Genomic DNA, 16,586 nt, shown 5'->3' on the forward strand with positions numbered 1-16,586 from the left:
CACCCTGACCCGCGCTGAGCTGTTCCTTCGGACTCCGAACCGCAGATCGGAGTGGATCCCCAGAACATGAAACCGGGTCGGTCCCACCCGGGGCGGGGCCCGCGGACCCTGCCCGAACACGACACGGCCGGGGCACCCGCGGGTGCCCCGGCCGTGTACCGTCACGGACCGCGCACGGGCGGACCGTCCTCCCTGTGGGGACCGGGCCCGGAACCGTCGTCAGGCCTCCGGGCCGCCGCCCCGGCTCAGACGCCGCTGGGCGTGTACTCGTCGAGCTTGGCGGCGAGCAGCGCCGGGACGAAGGCGTGCAGGGCCGTGCCCTCCCCGGTGTGCTCCTCGCTGAGGATGCGGCCGTCCTCGTGCACCTTGGCGACGAGGTCGCCCCGCGAGTACGGGACGAGGGCGTGCACCTCCTTGGCGAGCTCGGGCAGCGCCTCCGCCAACGCCGTGACCAGTTCGGAGACACCCTGGCCGGTACGGGCCGAGACCTCGACCAGGTCGGGGTAGCGGGTGCGCAGCGCGCGAAGCGTGTCCGGGTCGGCGGCGTCGACCTTGTTGACCACGACGAGCTCGGGCACGTCGACGGCCTCGATCTCGGCGAACACCTCACGGACCGCGCTGATCTGCTGCTCGGGGTCGGGGTGCGAACCGTCGACCACGTGCAGGATCAGGTCGGAGTCGGCGACCTCCTCCAGGGTGGAGCGGAACGCCTCCACCAGCTGGTGCGGCAGGTGTCGGACGAAACCGACGGTGTCGCTCAGGGTGAAGCCGCGGCCGTCGGGCGTGCGGGCCTGGCGGACCGTCGGGTCCAGGGTGGCGAACAGTGCGTTCTCCACCAGCACCCCGGCTCCGGTGAGCCGGTTGAGCAGGCTCGACTTGCCCGCGTTGGTGTACCCGGCGATCGCCACCGAGGGCACCTCGCGGGTGCGGCGGACGTCCTTCTTGACCTCGCGCGCGGTACGCATGTGGGCGAGCTGACGGCGCAGCTTGGCCATCTTGTCGTTGATGCGTCGGCGGTCGGTCTCGATCTTGGTCTCACCGGGGCCGCGCAGACCCACGCCGCCGCCGGAACCGCCGCCGGAGCCGCCCGCCTGCCGGGACAGGGAGTCGCCCCAGCCGCGCAGTCGGGGCAGCAGGTAGTTGAGCTGGGCGAGTTCGACCTGGGCCTTGCCCTCGCTGCTGCGGGCGTGCTGGGCGAAGATGTCGAGGATCAGGGCGGTCCGGTCGACCACCTTGACCTTGACGACGTCCTCCAGCTGGCGCAGCTGGCCCGGGGTGAGCTCGCCGTCGCAGATGACGGTGTCGGCACCGGTGGCCTCGACGATGTCGTGCAGTTCCGAGGCCTTGCCCTTGCCGACGTAGGTGGCGGGGTCCGGCTTGGCGCGGCGCTGGGTGAGTCCCTCCAGGACCAGGGCTCCCGCCGTCTCGGCGAGGGCGGCCAGCTCGGTCAGTGAGTTGTCGGCCTCGGACTGGGTCCCCCGGGTCCAGACGCCGATGAGGACGACCCGCTCCAGGCGCAGCTTCCGGTACTCGACCTCGGTGACGTCGGTGAGTTCGGTGGAAAGGCCCTGGACGCGACGGAGCGCGTGCCGTTCGGCCAGCTCCATCTCACCCTGGTCGGGGGCGTTGCCCGGGTCCTCGTAGCGGTCGCCGTCGGTAGCCGCGGCCTCGCGGGACGCGTCGTCGGCGTGGACCCCGTCCCCGACGGTGTTCGCCTCACGGAACGCGTCCTGCCCGCGGGCCACGTGGCCCGCGCGGTCGCTTCCGTGGGTGTCAGCTGTATTCATATCCCTCCAGGTGGGTCAACGCTGTCGCGGTCGTGATTCTTCCCCGTCCACCGCGTGCGGCGGCGGTCCGGCACCCGTCCTCTGTGGCCGCCGGCCGCCGCACGGCAGGGCGTGCGGCCGCGGAGGGAGCCCCTGGGGTCGATGGTGGCACCTCGCCCGGGTGAAGGCACGTTAATTATCGCAGGGGGCGTGACACAGGCCACCACCCGGAGCATCGCATGGTTACGCACAAATCAGCACCAAGGCCAAAGAATCTCGATATTTCCAGAAGAACTTTTCCTGGGCTTGCCCCTGTGGAAAAATTGCACGTCACTGACACCACGAGTGACGTTGACCGCTCGACATCAAGATAGTAGTTTCACTTCCACATACCAGAAGCTTGTTTCGTATCGCGGAAGGTTTTCCATGGGCGCCAAGCACGGGGTTGAGATCACCGGCCCCCTCAACGAACGATTCGACGAGATCCTCACCGAGGACGCCCTCGCGCTCGTCGCCGAACTGCACCGCACCTTCGAGCCGCGCCGCCAGGAGCTGCTGGCCGCCCGACGGACCCGGGAGGCCCAGATCGCGGCCGGCGAGGACCTCGACTTCCTCCCCGAGACCAGGCACATCCGCGAGGACGACAGCTGGAAGGTCGCGCCGCCCGCCCCGGGCATCACCGACCGCCGCGTCGAGATCACCGGTCCCACCGACCGCAAGATGACGATCAACGCCCTCAACTCCGGCGCGAAGGTGTGGCTGGCCGACTTCGAGGACGCCAACACCCCGCTGTGGGAGAACATGATCCAGGGGCAGCTCAACCTGCGCGACGCCCTGGACCGCGAGATCGACTTCACCTCCCCCCAGGGCAAGACCTACGCCCTCAAGGAGGACTCCGAGCTGGCCACCATCGTCGTCCGCCCGCGCGGCTGGCACCTGGACGAGAAGCACGTCCTCGTCGACGGCGAGCGCACCAGCGGCGGCATCGTCGACTTCGCCCTGTACTTCTTCCACAGCGCCAGGCGTCAGATCGCCAAGGGCAAGGGCCCGTACTTCTACCTGCCGAAGATGCAGAGCCACCTCGAGGCCCGCCTCTGGAACGACATCTTCGTGCTGGCCCAGGAGCGCCTGGAGATCCCCCGCGGCACCATCCGCGCCACCTGCCTGATCGAGACCATCCCGGCCGCGTTCGAGATGGAGGAGATCCTCTACGAGCTGCGCGAGCACTCGGCCGGCCTCAACGCGGGCCGTTGGGACTACCTCTTCAGCCTCATCAAGACCCACCGCACCCGCGGCCGCAAGTTCCTGCTGCCCGAGCGCAACGCCGTCACGATGACCGCCCCGATGATGCGTGCCTACACCGAGCTGCTGGTCAAGACCTGCCACAAGCGCGGCGCCCACGCCATCGGCGGCATGGCCGCCTTCATCCCGTCCCGCAGGGACGAGGAGGTCAACCGGAACGCCTTCGCCAAGGTGCGCGACGACAAGTCCCGCGAGTCCGGCGACGGCTTCGACGGCTCCTGGGTCGCCCACCCCGACCTGGTGCCGATCGCCAAGGAGATCTTCGACGGCGTGCTGGGCGAGCGGCCCAACCAGATCGACAAGCAGCGCCCCGACGTCGAGGTGAGCGCCGCCGACCTGCTCTCCGTGGACCGGACCCCGGGCGGCGTCACCCTCGCCGGCCTGCGCGGCAACATCAACGTCGCCCTCCAGTACCTGGCGGCGTGGATGGGCGGCAACGGCGCGGTGGCGATCCACAACCTCATGGAGGACGCCGCGACCGCCGAGATCTCCCGCTCCCAGATCTGGCAGTGGCTGCACAACGACGTCACCCTGGACGGCGGCGAGAAGGTCACCGCCGAACTGGTCAAGCAGATCATCGGCGAGGAGCTGGCCGCCATCCGGCAGGACCTCGGCGACAACTTCAACGAGGACCTCTACAAGCAGGCCAGCGAGCTCTTCACCGAGGTCGCCCTGGACGACGACTACGTCGACTTCCTGACCCTGCCCGCCTACGAGCGCATGCCGTAGCCGAACCGGGGAAGCGTCCGGCGGCCAACCCGGACGATTTCACGAAACGGAAGCCTGCTTTCACCGCGCCCCTTGCTTCGGCAGGGGGCGCGGTCGTACGGTCCCTGTGCGAGGTCGCAACCGGAGAACGGACCCGGTGCCGCTCCCCGGCCGAACCAGGGAGGCACCCATGGCCACGACCGCACGCCGCACACCCGACGATCTCGTGCGCACGCCCGCGGCCCTGGCCGCGCTGGTCCCCCGACTGCGCCGGATCTGCGGTGAGGACGGCGTCCTGACCGACCTCTCCCAACGGCGCACGTACGAGAGCGACGGCCTCACCCGCCACCGGTCCACCCCGGGCGTCGTGGCCATGCCGACCACCACCGCCCAGGTCCGCGACGTCATCTCGCTGTGCGCTGAACACGGCGTCCCCTACGTCCCGCGCGGCGCCGGCACCGGCCTGTCAGCCGGGGCGCTCCCCCACGCCGAAGGCGTCCTCCTCGTCACCTCGCGCATGCGCCGGATCCTGGAGATCGACCCGGAGAACGAGTGCGCGGTGGTCGAACCGGGCGTGGCCAACCTCGACATCACCCGCGCCGCCGAACCGTACGGCTACCACTACGCACCCGACCCCTCCAGCCAACAGGTGTGCTCGGTGGGCGGCAACGTCGCGGAGAACTCCGGCGGTGCGCACTGCCTCAAGTACGGGTTCACCGCGGGCCACGTGCGCGGACTGGAGATCGTCACCCCCTCGGGCGAGGTGGTCGAACTCGGCGGCAAGGCCCCGGGCGCACACGGCTACGACCTGCTCGGAGCGTTCGTCGGGTCCGAGGGCACCCTGGGCGTGGCCACACGCGTCACCGTCTCCCTGACCCGGTCCCCGCAGAGGACCGTCACCCTGCTGTCGGCGTTCACCTCCCTGGACGCCGGCGGTGAGGCGGTGGGCGCGATCATCGCCGCCGGGGTACTGCCGTCGGCGGTCGAGATGATGGACGCGCTGGCCGTCGAGGCCGCGGAGGCCGCGGTGGCCTGCGACTACCCGGCGGGGGCGGAGGCGGTGCTGGTGGTGGAACTGGACGGACCGGCCGCGGAGGTCGACGCCCAGGTCCGGCGGGTCACCGAACTCTGCGCGGCCAGCGGTTCCTTCGGGACGCGTACCGCCAGCGGCGCCGAGGAGCGCGCGCTGATCTGGAAGGGACGCAAGTCGGCCTTCGCCGCGGTGGGCCGGATCAGCCCCGCCTACATCGTCCAGGACGGGGTCGTGCCGCGCACGGCCCTGGCCGAGATGCTGGGCCGGATCGCCTCCCTGTCCGCCGAAAGCGGCATCCGGGTCGCCAACGTCTTCCACGCGGGTGACGGAAACCTGCACCCGCTCGTCCTGTTCGACGACGCCGAACCCGGCGCGGCCGAGCGCGCCGAGGAGGTCTCCGGGGCGATCCTGGACCTGTGCATCGAACACGGCGGGTCGATCACCGGCGAGCACGGGGTGGGGGTGGACAAGGCGTGCAAGATGCCGCGCATGTACGACGACACCTCCCTGGAGACCTTCGACCTGTTCAGGCGGGCCTTCGACCCCGAGGGGATCGCCAACCCGGACAAACTGCTGCCCACCCCGCGCCTGTGCGGGGAACGGCCCGAGGTACGCACGGGGGTACACCCGCTGGTGGCCTCCGGCGATGCCGAACAGTTCTGACCGGACGGCTCCGCCCAGGAGGACACCGTGGCCGACACCGCCGACACAGGAGTACGACCGCAAGCGGGCCGGGAGGGCCGAGGGTGAGACGGGACCTGGACGCCAAGGAACACACTCTGCGGGAGGGGACCCCCGATGACGCCGTGTGCGGGGTCGTGCCGGCGCACGTGGCGTGCCCGGCCGGCACCGGGGCGCTCGCGTCGCTGATGACCGCCGCGCACCGGAACGGACTCTCGGTGACCGCACGCGGGGGCGGAACCGGTCTGGCCTGGGGCGCGCCGCCCCGTTCCCTGGACCTGCTGGTGGACACCTCCGCGCTGTCCTGGATCGACCACGACGCCGGTGACCTGGTGGTGGAGGCCGGCGCGGGCACCCCGCTGGCCGAACTCGGGCGGGTCCTGGCCGCCGCCGGACAACGCCTGTCCTACGACCCGGTCCGTCTCGGCGGCACGGTGGGCGGAGCCCTGGCGACAGGGGCGAGCGGCCCGCGTCGGCTGCTCGCCGGAGCACTGCGCGACCTGGTGATCGGGATGTCGGTGGTGCGCGCCGACGGGGCGGTGGCCCGCAGCGGCGGCCGAGTGGTCAAGAACGTGGCCGGGTACGACCTGGCCAAGCTGCACACCGGCGGGTACGGCACGCTCGGGGTGATCACGGCGGCCGCGTTCCGCCTGCACCCGCTCCCGGCGGCCGTCCGTGTGGTGAGCGCGGAGATGCCCTCCGACTCCCGGGCGAAGCGGGCCCTGGCCGCGCTGCGCGGAACCGCGGTGGTGCCCTCGGCCGTGGAACTGGACCGGCCCGCCGAGGGACCGGGGCGGCTGGTCGTGGTGTTGGAGGGCACCCCGGAGGGCCTGGTGTCCCGGGTCGGGGAGACCTCCCGGGCGCTGGGCGGTGAGACGGAGGTGGCCGAGGAGCTGCCCGGGGACTGGGGCGTGCTCCCCGCCGAGGGCTGTCTGATCCGGGTCCTGGCACCCCCGGCCGAGCTGCCCGACCTCGCCAGCGGCCTGGGGCGTCTGGCCCGGGACGGGTTCGGGGCTTCCGTCCGCGGGACCGCGTCCGTGCCCGCGGGCTGCCTGTACCTGGCCTTTCCCCCTGGTACCTCCGCTGGGGCGGTGGCCGCGGTCCTGGAGCGGGCCCGTGCCGGCACCGGCCGGTCAGCGGTGCTGCTGCGCGCCGAACCGCACGTCCTGGCGGCCGGTGTGGACCTGTGGGGCGAGGTGCCCGGGCTGTCGCTGATGCGGGCGGTCAAGGACTCCCTCGACCCAGGGCACCGCCTGTCCCCCGGCCGCTTCGCGGGCGGGATCTGAACCATCCGCCGAGCGCCCTCAGGGAGGGTCCCGTGACCGATCGACCAACCGACCCCGAACCCGGCCCCGAGCGGCCCTTCGGGGACCTGCTCGACGACTGCGTGCACTGCGGGTTCTGCCTACCGACCTGTCCCACCAACGTGCTGTGGGGCCAGGAGATGGACTCACCCCGCGGGCGCATCCACCTGATGGCGCAGATGCACGAGGAGGACGTGCTCACCGAAACCGCGGTGGGCCATTTCGACAACTGCCTGGGCTGCCTGGCCTGCGTGTCCTCGTGCCCGTCGGGGGTGGCCTACGACGCGCTGATCGAGCACACCAGGCACCGGGTGGAGACCGAACACCGGCGCCCGCTCGGCGAGCGGGCCCTGCGCGCGACGGTGTTCTCGCTCTTCCCGTACCGGTCCCGGCTGCGGGCGCTCCGCGGGCCGCTGCGCGCCTACCAGGCCAGCGGGGCCTCCTCGCTGGTCCGCAGGTCCGGTCTGCTGGAGCGGATCTCACCGGCCCTGGCCGCCATGGAACGCGTCGCCCCGCGGCTGTCGGCTCCGCCGCCCCCGCTGCCCGAACTCGTACCCGCCGTCGGCGAACGGCGTGCCCGGGTGGGCCTGCTCGTGGGCTGTGTGCAGGGGGCGTTCTTCCCCGAGGTGAACACGGCGACCGCGCGGGTGCTGGCGCTGGAGGGCTGCGAGGTGGTGGTCCCGCGCTCCCAGGGATGCTGCGGTGCGCTCTCGGGCCACTCGGGGAGGATCGCCGAGGCCGCCGACCTGGCCAAACGGATGATCGAGGTGTTCGAGACCCGCCGGGTGGAGCGGATCGTGGTGAACTCCGCCGGGTGCGGATCCGGCATGAAGCACTTCGACCGGACCCTGGCCGAGGCGGGTGCCGGGCGTGCCTGGACGAACCGGGCCCGGGCGCTCTCGGCCAAGGTCGTGGACCTCACCGAGTACCTGGTGGACCTCGGCCCCCGCGCCGCGCGACACCCGGTGCCGCTGCGCGTGGCCTACCACGACGCCTGCCACCTGTCCCACGGCCAGGGGGTCACCCGTCAGCCCCGGGAGCTCCTCCGGCGGATCCCCGGGCTGGAGCTGGCCGAGCTGCCCGACAGGGAGGTCTGCTGCGGGTCAGCGGGTGTGTACAACCTGTTCAGGCCAGAGGCCGCCGAGGAGCTGGGCGAGAGCAAGGCCCGGGGCGCGGCCTCGACCGGCGCCCGGCTCCTGGTGTCGGGCAACCCCGGCTGCTCGCTGCAGATCGCCTCGGCGATGGAGCGTGCGGGTTCGCCGGTCGCGGTGACCCACACCGCGCAACTCCTGGACGCCTCCCTGCGCGGCCTGGGCCCGGATCCGCTGCTCGGCCGGGGCGGCGGTAGCGGGGCCCGACGGCTCTAGAGGAGGGAGGTCCCGCCCTCGGCGACGATGGTGGCCGGGCCCCTCAGCCGGGCCCCGGAGGCGTCCAGGTAGACGGTGCACTCGCCGCCGAGCACACGCACCCGCCAGGTGGACTCCTCCCCCTCGGGGGCGGCCGCGGCGGCGGCCGCGACGATGCCGGTCCCGCAGGAGCGGGTCTCGCCGGAGCCGCGCTCGTACACGCGCATCTCCAGTACACCGGGGGCGACCTCGGTGTACACCTCGACGTTGGCTCCCTCGGGGAAGGCCTCGGCGTCCAGCTCGGGCGGTTCGCTCAGGTCGACGTCGGCGACCGGTCCCTGGACCTCGCAGGCCAGGTGCGGGTTGCCCACGGAGATCTGGGAGCCGTGCACGGCCTGCCGGGCGAGCTTCGCGGAGGAGGTGCCCTGCATCTCCACCCGACCCATGTCCACGGTGATGTCGCCGTCGGCCTCGACCACGACACCCTTGGCTCCGTCCCGGGTACCGACCTCGAAACGGTCGCCCTCGACCAGCCCGGCGTGCCGCAGGTAGTGGGCGAAGACCCTTACCCCGTTGCCGCACATCTCGGCGACGCTTCCGTCGGAGTTGCGGTAGTCCATGAACCACTCGGGGCGTTCGGCCGTGCGGGCCGCCGGGGCGAGGGTCTCGCCGAGCGCGCGCGTGCGCACCACCCGGAGGATGCCGTCGCCGCCGATGCCAGCCCGGCGGTCGCACAGCAGCCGGACGGTCTCCTTCGTGAGCTGGAGCTCCCCTTCGGGGTCGGGGAGGATCACGAAGTCGTTCTCTGTTCCGTGGCCCTTGGCGAATCGCATGGTGACCATCCTAGGCCCTGTTCCCAGGGCCGTTTCTCCCGTGCCGCCGCCCGCGGCCGCCACCGCCCGGCCCCGGTCCGCGCGTCCCTGCGGCCGCGCGGACCGATTCCCACCCGTTTCTCACCCGGTACGGGCCCGACCGGGCCGCGACGTGGTTACGCTGGAGGGATGATCAAGGTGATCGCGGTCGTGGGCCCGACCGCTGTGGGCAAGTCGGACCTGGCCGTCGACCTCGCGGAGTGGCTGGAGGAACGGACCGGTCGTCGCGGCGAGGTGATCAACGCCGATTCCATGCAGCTGTACCGGGGCATGGACATCGGCACCGCCAAGCTCTCCGAGGAGGAGCGCCGGGGCGTGCCCCACCACCTGCTGGACATCTGGGACGTGCACGAACCCGCCGACGTGGCCAGCTACCAGACCCTCGCCCGGGAGAGGGTGGAGGACTGCGCCGACCGCGACGTCATCCCCGTCCTGGTGGGCGGGTCCGGGCTGTACGTACGCGCGGTCCTGGACCACATGGAGTTCCCCGGCACCGACCCGCGGGTGCGCGCCCGGCTGGAGGCCGAACTGGCCGACATCGGCCCCGGACTGCTGCACGCCAGGCTGGCCGAGTCCGACCCCGAGGCCGCCCGGACGATCCTGCCCGGGAACGGGCGGCGCATCGTCCGCGCGCTGGAGGTCATCGAGCTGACCGGGCAGCCGTTCACCGCGAACCTGCCCGACCACACCTCCTACTACCCGTGTGTGCAGCTCGGGCTGACCGCCCCGCGCCCCGAACTGGACGAGCGCATCGACCTGCGGGTCGAGCGCATGTGGGACCAGGGGCTGCTGGAGGAGGTCCGCCGCCTGGACAAACAGGGGCTGCGCGAGGGGCGCACCGCCTCGAAGGCCCTCGGATACGCCCAGGCGCTCGCCCAGCTCGACGGCGAGCTCACCCCGGCCGAGGCCAGGGAGCAGACCGCCCAGGCCACCCGCCGGTTCGCCCGCCGCCAGGAGTCGTGGTTCCGCCGCGACCCCAGGGTGCGGTGGCTGCCCTACGACGCACCCAACCTGCTGGAGCGGGCGATGGCGCAGGTGGAGTCGGCTCTGGCCGGCAGGAACGAGTACCCGGGCGAGGCCCTGGTGGACGTGGCCACCCTGCTGCCGGACTCCCAGCGCTGAGGGGACGGCCTCCGGGCGGCCCCGGAGCCGACGGGCTCAGGACCAGGCGGCCACGAAGTAGCCCACCCCGTAGGGCGCCTCGTAGGCGAGCAGGTCACCGGTGAGTGGGCGCTCCCCCACCGCACCCGCCAGGACCTGCCAGGCGGGGCGCCCGGCGACCATGAGCTCCCGGGCCAGCGCCGGTTCGAGCCCGGCCAGGTGCGCGGCGTCCGCCTCGGCCAGGGCCTCGGCCACGGCATCGTCGTAGGGGAGGGCGCGCTCGTCCACGTAACCGGGTGAGCGTTCGGCCCGGCGGGCGCTGCCGTCCCCCATCACCAGCAGCGCGACCCGGTCCCCCTCCCCCGCCAGTGCGGCTCCGAGTTCGGCCGCCCGCTCCGGGGCGGTCTCCGGTGCGACCTCCTGGTAGCCGTCGGGGGTCAGACCCGAGCGTTCGGCCAGCCAACGGCCGGCCGTGGCCGCCAGATCCAGGACACCCGGTCTCGGCCCCACCCGCAGCGCGACCCCGTAGTCGTCGAGGCCTCCCCCCGCGTCGCGGCCGTGGCGGCGTTCCCCCGGCCCCGGGCCCACCACGTACAGGCGGTCGGCCCCGCTGGCACCGAGTCCTCCGACGGCCCGGTCGCAGGCGTCGCGCAGGGCCTCCAGGTCCGGTGCGGCCCCTTGGGCGACCTCGGGGAACAGCACGGGCGGATGGGGACACACAGCGGCAGCGATCAACACAGGGGCGAGACTATACCTGTCCCTCCGGACAGATCAGCCTTACCCGCCTTGCCCGGGGGCTACCCCCTGACCTAGGTTTGACTGTGTGACCAGTTTTGAAATCTGGTCACACGGTCAGGCGCACAGTCAGGCGATCGGCCCGGAACGGAGGTGTGGATATGGTCTTCGCGTCAACGCTGGTGGAAGCCACCGCCGGCCGCAGCCGAACCGAAGGAGCCGTACGTGCCCCCGTTCACCGACAGGTCCGCCGCCGAACGCGCGTCGCGGGCCGACCACATCCTGGACGCCGCGGAGGAGCTCATGGTGGCGCTGGGGCCCCGGAAGGTCACCGTCGGGGACGTGGCCCGGCGCGCCGGCGTCGGCAAGGGCACCGTCTACCTGCACTTCACCACCAAGGAACTGCTCTTCCTGACCGTGGTGATGCGGGCCCAGACCGGGGTGATCAGCGAGATCGTCCGAGCCATGCACGAGGACCGCGAGGCCGTCCGACCGAGCGAACTGGCCCGCAGGCTGTACCTGCTCCAGGCGCGGGAACCGGTCCTGAGGTCGATGCTCGTGGACGCCCCCGGCTCGCTGGCGAGGCTCTCCCACGACGCCCACGTCCTGCTCGGCGACATCGTCGAGCTCCGGTGGAGAACGATCCGCGCGTACTGGGACCACCTGCGCGAACACGGGGTCCTACGCCGGGACCGGCCCTTCGAGGAGCAGTTCTACGCCTACACGGCCATCATCACCGGCCACATGACCACCGAACAGGTCCTGGCAGAACAGGGTCAGGAGGTCCCCGCACTCGCGACCCGCGCCGAACTCATCGCCCAGAGCGTACGCCCCCTCCTGGAGGCCGAGGCGTCACCCGAGGCCCTCGACGCGGCCCGACCGAGGGTCATCGAGATCTTCACCGGCCTGGAACGGCGCATCATCGACGAGGTCGAGGAACAGAAACGCGTCAAGCGCACCACGTAGACCTCCGAGGAGGGGCACATGAGCACCAACGCACCCATCGACCTGCGCTCGCCGGAGTTCGCCACGGACCCCTACGGGGTGATCGAACGGATCCGCCAGGAGGGCGGGGCCGCCCGGGTCCTCTTCCTGGACACCATGGAGGCACTCCTCTTCGTCGGGGACGAGGACGTCCGCGCCATCCTCAGCGACCGGCGGTTCGTCGTCGACCCCGCCAACGTGAAACAGGCGAGGACGCAGGCGAAGCGCTCCGACGCCATGCGCGCCATGGGGGTGCACCAGGACCTGATCACCTATCTCACCGAAACCGTCCTCGACAAGGACCACTCCGACCACACCCGGCTGCGCAAGCTGGTCTCACGCACCTTCACCGCGCGGCGGGTCAACGACCTGCGCCCGGGCATCGAGCGGATCACCGCCGACCTGCTCGCCGGCCTCCCGGCACGTGCCGACGGCGACGGGGTCGTCGACCTCATGGAAGACCTCGCCTACCCGCTGCCCATCACGGTGATCTGCGACCTTGTCGGCGTCCCCGTCGAGGACCGTGAAGCATGGCGGTCGTGGAGCCACGCCCTCAGCAACTTCGACCCCGCGAACCCCGCCCGGATGAACGACGTGCTCGGCCGGATGATCGACCACATCAAGCGGATGATCGGTGAGCGCCGGGCGAGCGAGCACGATGACCTGCTCGGCGTCCTGGTCCGGGCCCGTGACGAGGACGGCGACCGGCTGAGCGAAACCGAACTGGTCACCCTGGTGTTCACGCTCGTCCTCGCCGGCCACGAGACCACCGCGCACCTGCTCGGCAACGGCACCCTGGCCCTGCTGGAACACCGCGAACAGCTCGAACTCCTCAAGGCCTCGCCGGAACTGCTGCCGTCAGCGGTGCACGAGATGCTCAGGTACGGCGGGACGGCCGTCGTGGCCCGGGCCAGGTACGCGGCGGAGGACGTGCAGCTCGACAGCGCGAGGGTGAGCGCCGGTGAGCGGGTCGCCGTGGCCCTGGCCGGAGCGAACCGGGACCCCGCCGTGCACCCCGAGCCGCACCGCTTCGACATCACCCGGCACCGAGGGCGGCCGGGAGAGGCCCACGTGGGCTTCGGACACGGCCTCCACTACTGCCTGGGGGCCGCCCTCGCCCGGCAGGAGGGAGAGGTCGTCCTCGGAGCGCTGCTGTCCGCCTACCCGGACCTGGCCCTGGTCCCCGGACGGGAGCCGGTGCGCTCCTCCGTTCCCGGTACCGCGCGCCTGGACAGTCTTCCGGTCCGCCTGGGCGCCTGAGCACCGAACGCCCAGGCCCGGCATCGGGCCTGGGCGGACAAGCGGATCAGGCGTCGCAGCAACCGCCCGCGGGGGCCGGCTGCTCCTCGGGAACCCCGACCCCGGGCATGCCCAACAGCACGTCCGGTTTGCTCACCTGGACCGGCCGCCCCTGACGGGCGTCCCAGGCGTCCCCGGCACGGGTACGGCGCAGATTCCGGACCCCGGAGTCGGCGACCAGGTGGTGCGGGGCGGCATAGGTGACCTCGACGGTGACCATGTCGCCCGGCCGCGGCTCCCCGGAGTCACCCACGGCGAAGTGCACGAGACGGTTGTCGGGGGCGCGGCCGGAAAGACGGCGGTGCTCACCGTCCTTCTTCCCCTCGCCCTCGGAGACCATCAGCTCGACCTCGCGGCCGACCAGCTTCTGGTTCTCCTCCCAGGAGATCTGGTCCTGGAGGGCGACCAGCCGCTGGTAGCGCTCCTTGACCACCTCCGGCGGCACCTGCTCCTCCATGGTGGCGGCCGGGGTCCCGGGGCGCTTGGAGTACTGGAAGGTGAACGCCATCGCGAACCGGGACTCACGGACCACGTGCAGGGTCTCGGCGAAGTCCTCCTCGGTCTCACCGGGGAAGCCCACGATGATGTCCGTGGTGATCGCGGCCTGCGGCATGGCCGCGCGCACCTTCTCCACGATCCCCAGGAAGCGCTCCTGACGGTAGGAGCGGCGCATGTCCCTGAGCACCTTGCTGGAGCCCGACTGCAGCGGCATGTGCAACTGCGGCATCACGTTGGGGGTCTGGGCCATCGCCTCGATGACGTCGTCGGTGAAGTCACGCGGATGCGGGGAGGTGAAACGGACCCGCTCCAGCCCCTCGATCTCACCGCAGGCGCGCAGCAGCTTGGAGAACGCCTGCCGGTCGCCGAACTCGCTGCCGTAGGCGTTGACGTTCTGCCCCAGCAGGGTCACCTCGGTGACGCCCTCCTCGACCAGGGCGCGGACCTCGGCGAGCACGTCGCCGGGGCGCCGGTCCTTCTCCTTGCCGCGCAGTGCAGGCACGATGCAGAAGGTGCAGGTGTTGTTGCAGCCGACCGAGATCGACACCCAGGCCGCGTAGGCGGACTCACGGCGGCTGGGCAGGGTGGACGGGAAGTGCTCCAACGACTCGGCGATCTCGACCTGCGCCTCGCGCTGGACGCGCGAACGCTCCAGCAGGGTCGGCAGGGAGCCGATGTTGTGGGTTCCGAACACCACGTCCACCCAGGGCGCACGGCGCACGATCTCCCCGCGGTCCTTCTGCGCCAGGCAACCGCCCACGGCGATCTGCATACCGGGGTTGGCGTCCTTGACCGGACGCAGGTGCCCCAGGTTGCCGTAGAGGCGGTTGTCCGCGTTCTCCCGGACCGCACAGGTGTTGAAGACGACGATGTCTGCGGTGGTGTCCTCGGCTGCGCGCGCGTACCCAGCGTCCTCCAGCAGACCGGAGAGGCGCTCGGAGTCGTGGACGTTCATCTGGCAGCCGTAGGTCCGCACTTGGTAGGTACGACTCTGGCTCACCGTTCCAGGCTATCCCGTCCGCGCCCGCGTCCAGGACGCCCGTTCCCGCACCCCCTGACCCCACCGCGGAAGACCGCACATGAGACTCTGGAGAACGGGACCGCCACTCAGCGCGACAACAGCGAACCCATGCATCGAGAAACATAACTTTTCCGCAGATCACGCCGTAACAAGTCCACTACTGCCCGAGCCAGGCAGCGTTTTTGTGATGACACGGCAACATGGAGCCATTAGGTTCCGATGCATGACCTCAACTCCTCTCGTCGTGCTGGAGAACGTCAACAAGCACTTCGGCGACCTGCACGTGCTCCGCGACATCGATCTGACGGTTAACTCCGGCGAGGTGGTAGTCGTCATCGGCCCGTCCGGGTCCGGTAAGTCGACGTTGTGCCGCACGATCAACCGGCTGGAGACGATCGACTCCGGCACCATCACCCTGGACGGCCAGCCGCTGCCGGCCGAGGGGCGCGGCCTCGCCAAGCTGCGCAGCGACGTCGGCATGGTGTTCCAGTCCTTCAACCTGTTCGCGCACAAGACCGTGCTGCAGAACGTGACCCTGGGTCCGACCAAGGTGCTCCGCAAGTCGAAGGCGGACGCCGAAGCCCGGGGCATGGAACTGCTCGACCGCGTCCAGATCGGCGACCAGGCCCACAAGTACCCCGCGCAGCTCTCGGGCGGACAGCAACAGCGCGTCGCCATCGCCCGCGCGCTGGCGATGAACCCGAAGGTGCTCCTCTTCGACGAGCCGACCTCGGCCCTGGACCCCGAGATGGTCCAGGAGGTCCTCGACGTCATGACCGACCTCGCCAGCGAGGGCATGACCATGGTCGTGGTCACCCACGAGATGGGCTTCGCCCGCCGCGCCGCGAACCGGGTCGTCTTCATGGCGGACGGGCAGATCGTCGAGGAGAACACCCCCGACGAGTTCTTCACCAACCCCGGGTCGGACCGGGCCAAGGACTTCCTGTCGAAGATCCTGACCCACTAGGTTTCCCGAGATCTTCGCGTTCTTCGCACGTACAAGGAAGAGGTACCCCACATGCGAGCCCGTCGTATCAACTCCGCCCTGGGCGGCGCCGCCGTCCTGGCCCTGGCCCTGACCGCCTGCGGCACCGCCGATGTCGGCGGCACCGGAAGCGGTGACGACAACGGAGACGGTGGCGACACCATCACCATCGGCGTCAAGTACGACCAGCCTGGTCTTGGCCTGGACGAGGGCGGCACCCCCGTCGGCTTCGACGTCGACGTCGCCACCTACATCGCCGAGGAGCTCGGCTACTCCGCCGACCAGATCGAGTGGACCGAGGCCGCCTCCGCCAACCGCGAGTCCTTCCTCCAGCAGGGCACCGTGGACATGATCGCGGCGACCTACTCCATCACCGACGAGCGCCGCGACGTCGTCGACTTCGCCGGCCCGTACTACGTCGCCCAGCAGGACATCCTGACCCAGGCCGGCGACTCCGACATCAACGGCCCCGATGACCTCGAGGGCAAGGTCCTGTGCTCGGCCTCCGGCTCCCGCTCGGCGCACAACATCACCGAGGACATGGGGATCGACGCCGAACTGCGTGAGGCCGGCAACTACTCGGAGTGCCTGGAGCTGCTCAACAACGGCACCGTCGACGCGGTGACCACCGACAACACCATCCTCGCCGGTTTCGCCGCCCAGAACCCGGACGACTTCAGGATGGTCAACAACCCGTTCGGTGAGGAGAGGTACGGAGTCGGCCTGCCCGCCGGCTCCACCGAGCGCTGCGAGGAGATCAACGAGGCCATCACGAAGATGTGGGAGGACGGCTCGGCCACCGAGTACCTGAACTCCGCCTTCGGTGAGACCGACTTCGCCTTCGAGGAGTCCACTCCCGAACTCGACGCCTGCGCCTGAAACCCCGTCACCTGAACCCGACCGGAAGGTGGGGCCGGCACAGCCCGGCCCCACCTTCCGGCCCTTGACCGG

Annotated in this window: 13 protein-coding genes; 9 read left to right on the forward strand and 4 right to left on the reverse strand. The window is 71.1% G+C overall.

The genetic code is table 11. The features are described 5' to 3' along the window. Window positions 1–245: 245 nt before the first annotated feature. On the reverse strand, window positions 246–1,787 hold the full coding sequence (hflX, locus tag IE195_RS24495) for a GTPase HflX (RefSeq protein WP_191275778.1): 1,542 nt from the start codon (window positions 1,785–1,787) through the stop codon (window positions 246–248). Between the two features lie 405 nt (window positions 1,788–2,192). Here hflX and aceB point away from each other — a divergent pair, with 405 nt between their 5' ends. From aceB to IE195_RS24515, 4 genes are all read left to right on the forward strand, one after another. Continuing rightward, complete coding sequence (gene aceB / locus IE195_RS24500; RefSeq protein WP_191275780.1) at window positions 2,193–3,797, forward strand: malate synthase A; 1,605 nt, start codon at window positions 2,193–2,195, stop codon at window positions 3,795–3,797. A gap of 169 nt (window positions 3,798–3,966) precedes the next feature. Next, complete coding sequence (locus IE195_RS24505; protein ID WP_191275782.1) at window positions 3,967–5,472, forward strand: FAD-linked oxidase C-terminal domain-containing protein; 1,506 nt, start codon at window positions 3,967–3,969, stop codon at window positions 5,470–5,472. A gap of 83 nt (window positions 5,473–5,555) precedes the next feature. Then, window positions 5,556–6,776, forward strand: coding sequence for an FAD-binding oxidoreductase (locus IE195_RS24510; RefSeq protein ID WP_191275785.1), 1,221 nt, complete (start codon window positions 5,556–5,558; stop codon window positions 6,774–6,776). A 32-nt stretch (window positions 6,777–6,808) separates the two neighbouring features. Then, complete coding sequence (locus tag IE195_RS24515; protein ID WP_191275788.1) at window positions 6,809–8,161, forward strand: (Fe-S)-binding protein; 1,353 nt, start codon at window positions 6,809–6,811, stop codon at window positions 8,159–8,161. Here the strand turns inward: IE195_RS24515 and dapF are convergent. Continuing rightward, the gene (gene dapF / locus IE195_RS24520) at window positions 8,158–8,982 is read right to left on the reverse strand and encodes a diaminopimelate epimerase (RefSeq protein WP_191275790.1); all 825 of its coding nucleotides are present in this window, start codon (window positions 8,980–8,982) and stop codon (window positions 8,158–8,160) included. The two genes, IE195_RS24515 and dapF, sit on opposite strands and share 4 nt — an antisense overlap. Window positions 8,983–9,141: 159 nt before the next feature. Between dapF and miaA the strand changes: the two genes are divergently transcribed. Then, window positions 9,142–10,134 (forward strand): tRNA (adenosine(37)-N6)-dimethylallyltransferase MiaA, encoded by a 993-nt coding sequence (gene miaA, locus IE195_RS24525; protein ID WP_191275793.1) that lies wholly within the window; start codon window positions 9,142–9,144, stop codon window positions 10,132–10,134. 36 nt (window positions 10,135–10,170) lie between these two features. On the opposite strand, the gene IE195_RS24530 is transcribed toward miaA, so the two are convergent. Next, window positions 10,171–10,851, reverse strand: a complete 681-nt coding sequence (locus IE195_RS24530; protein WP_191275795.1) for a class III extradiol ring-cleavage dioxygenase family protein — start codon at window positions 10,849–10,851, stop codon at window positions 10,171–10,173. 222 nt (window positions 10,852–11,073) lie between these two features. Between IE195_RS24530 and IE195_RS24535 the strand changes: the two genes are divergently transcribed. Next, window positions 11,074–11,814, forward strand: a complete 741-nt coding sequence (locus IE195_RS24535) for a TetR/AcrR family transcriptional regulator (RefSeq protein WP_229826435.1) — start codon at window positions 11,074–11,076, stop codon at window positions 11,812–11,814. 18 nt (window positions 11,815–11,832) lie between these two features. Then, complete coding sequence (locus tag IE195_RS24540; protein WP_191275797.1) at window positions 11,833–13,092, forward strand: cytochrome P450 family protein; 1,260 nt, start codon at window positions 11,833–11,835, stop codon at window positions 13,090–13,092. A 46-nt stretch (window positions 13,093–13,138) separates the two neighbouring features. On the opposite strand, the gene miaB is transcribed toward IE195_RS24540, so the two are convergent. Next, window positions 13,139–14,605 (reverse strand): tRNA (N6-isopentenyl adenosine(37)-C2)-methylthiotransferase MiaB, encoded by a 1,467-nt coding sequence (gene miaB, locus IE195_RS24545; RefSeq protein ID WP_268249195.1) that lies wholly within the window; start codon window positions 14,603–14,605, stop codon window positions 13,139–13,141. A gap of 268 nt (window positions 14,606–14,873) precedes the next feature. On the opposite strand from miaB, the gene IE195_RS24550 reads away from it, so the two are divergent. Together IE195_RS24550 and IE195_RS24555 are read left to right on the forward strand one after the other, a co-directional pair. Continuing rightward, on the forward strand, window positions 14,874–15,617 hold the full coding sequence (locus IE195_RS24550; RefSeq protein ID WP_191275801.1) for an amino acid ABC transporter ATP-binding protein: 744 nt from the start codon (window positions 14,874–14,876) through the stop codon (window positions 15,615–15,617). A 51-nt stretch (window positions 15,618–15,668) separates the two neighbouring features. Beyond that, window positions 15,669–16,514: a glutamate ABC transporter substrate-binding protein gene (locus tag IE195_RS24555; RefSeq protein WP_191275803.1), complete on the forward strand. Its 846-nt coding sequence runs from the start codon at window positions 15,669–15,671 to the stop codon at window positions 16,512–16,514. Window positions 16,515–16,586 lie beyond the last annotated feature (72 nt).

Source organism: Nocardiopsis terrae (genome assembly GCF_014651695.1).
Lineage (GTDB): Bacteria > Actinomycetota > Actinomycetes > Streptosporangiales > Streptosporangiaceae > Nocardiopsis > Nocardiopsis terrae.

What these genes read in the sequence shown, in the direction of transcription:
- hflX (WP_191275778.1), bottom strand. Translation starts at nt 1,787, where the DNA reads ATGAATACAGCTGACACCCACGGAAGCGACCGCGCGGGCCACGTGGCC.
- aceB (WP_191275780.1), top strand. Translation starts at nt 2,193, where the DNA reads ATGGGCGCCAAGCACGGGGTTGAGATCACCGGCCCCCTCAACGAACGA.
- IE195_RS24505 (WP_191275782.1), top strand. Translation starts at nt 3,967, where the DNA reads ATGGCCACGACCGCACGCCGCACACCCGACGATCTCGTGCGCACGCCC.
- dapF (WP_191275790.1), bottom strand. Translation starts at nt 8,982, where the DNA reads ATGGTCACCATGCGATTCGCCAAGGGCCACGGAACAGAGAACGACTTC.
- miaA (WP_191275793.1), top strand. Translation starts at nt 9,142, where the DNA reads ATGATCAAGGTGATCGCGGTCGTGGGCCCGACCGCTGTGGGCAAGTCG.
- IE195_RS24540 (WP_191275797.1), top strand. Translation starts at nt 11,833, where the DNA reads ATGAGCACCAACGCACCCATCGACCTGCGCTCGCCGGAGTTCGCCACG.
- IE195_RS24550 (WP_191275801.1), top strand. Translation starts at nt 14,874, where the DNA reads ATGACCTCAACTCCTCTCGTCGTGCTGGAGAACGTCAACAAGCACTTC.
- IE195_RS24555 (WP_191275803.1), top strand. Translation starts at nt 15,669, where the DNA reads ATGCGAGCCCGTCGTATCAACTCCGCCCTGGGCGGCGCCGCCGTCCTG.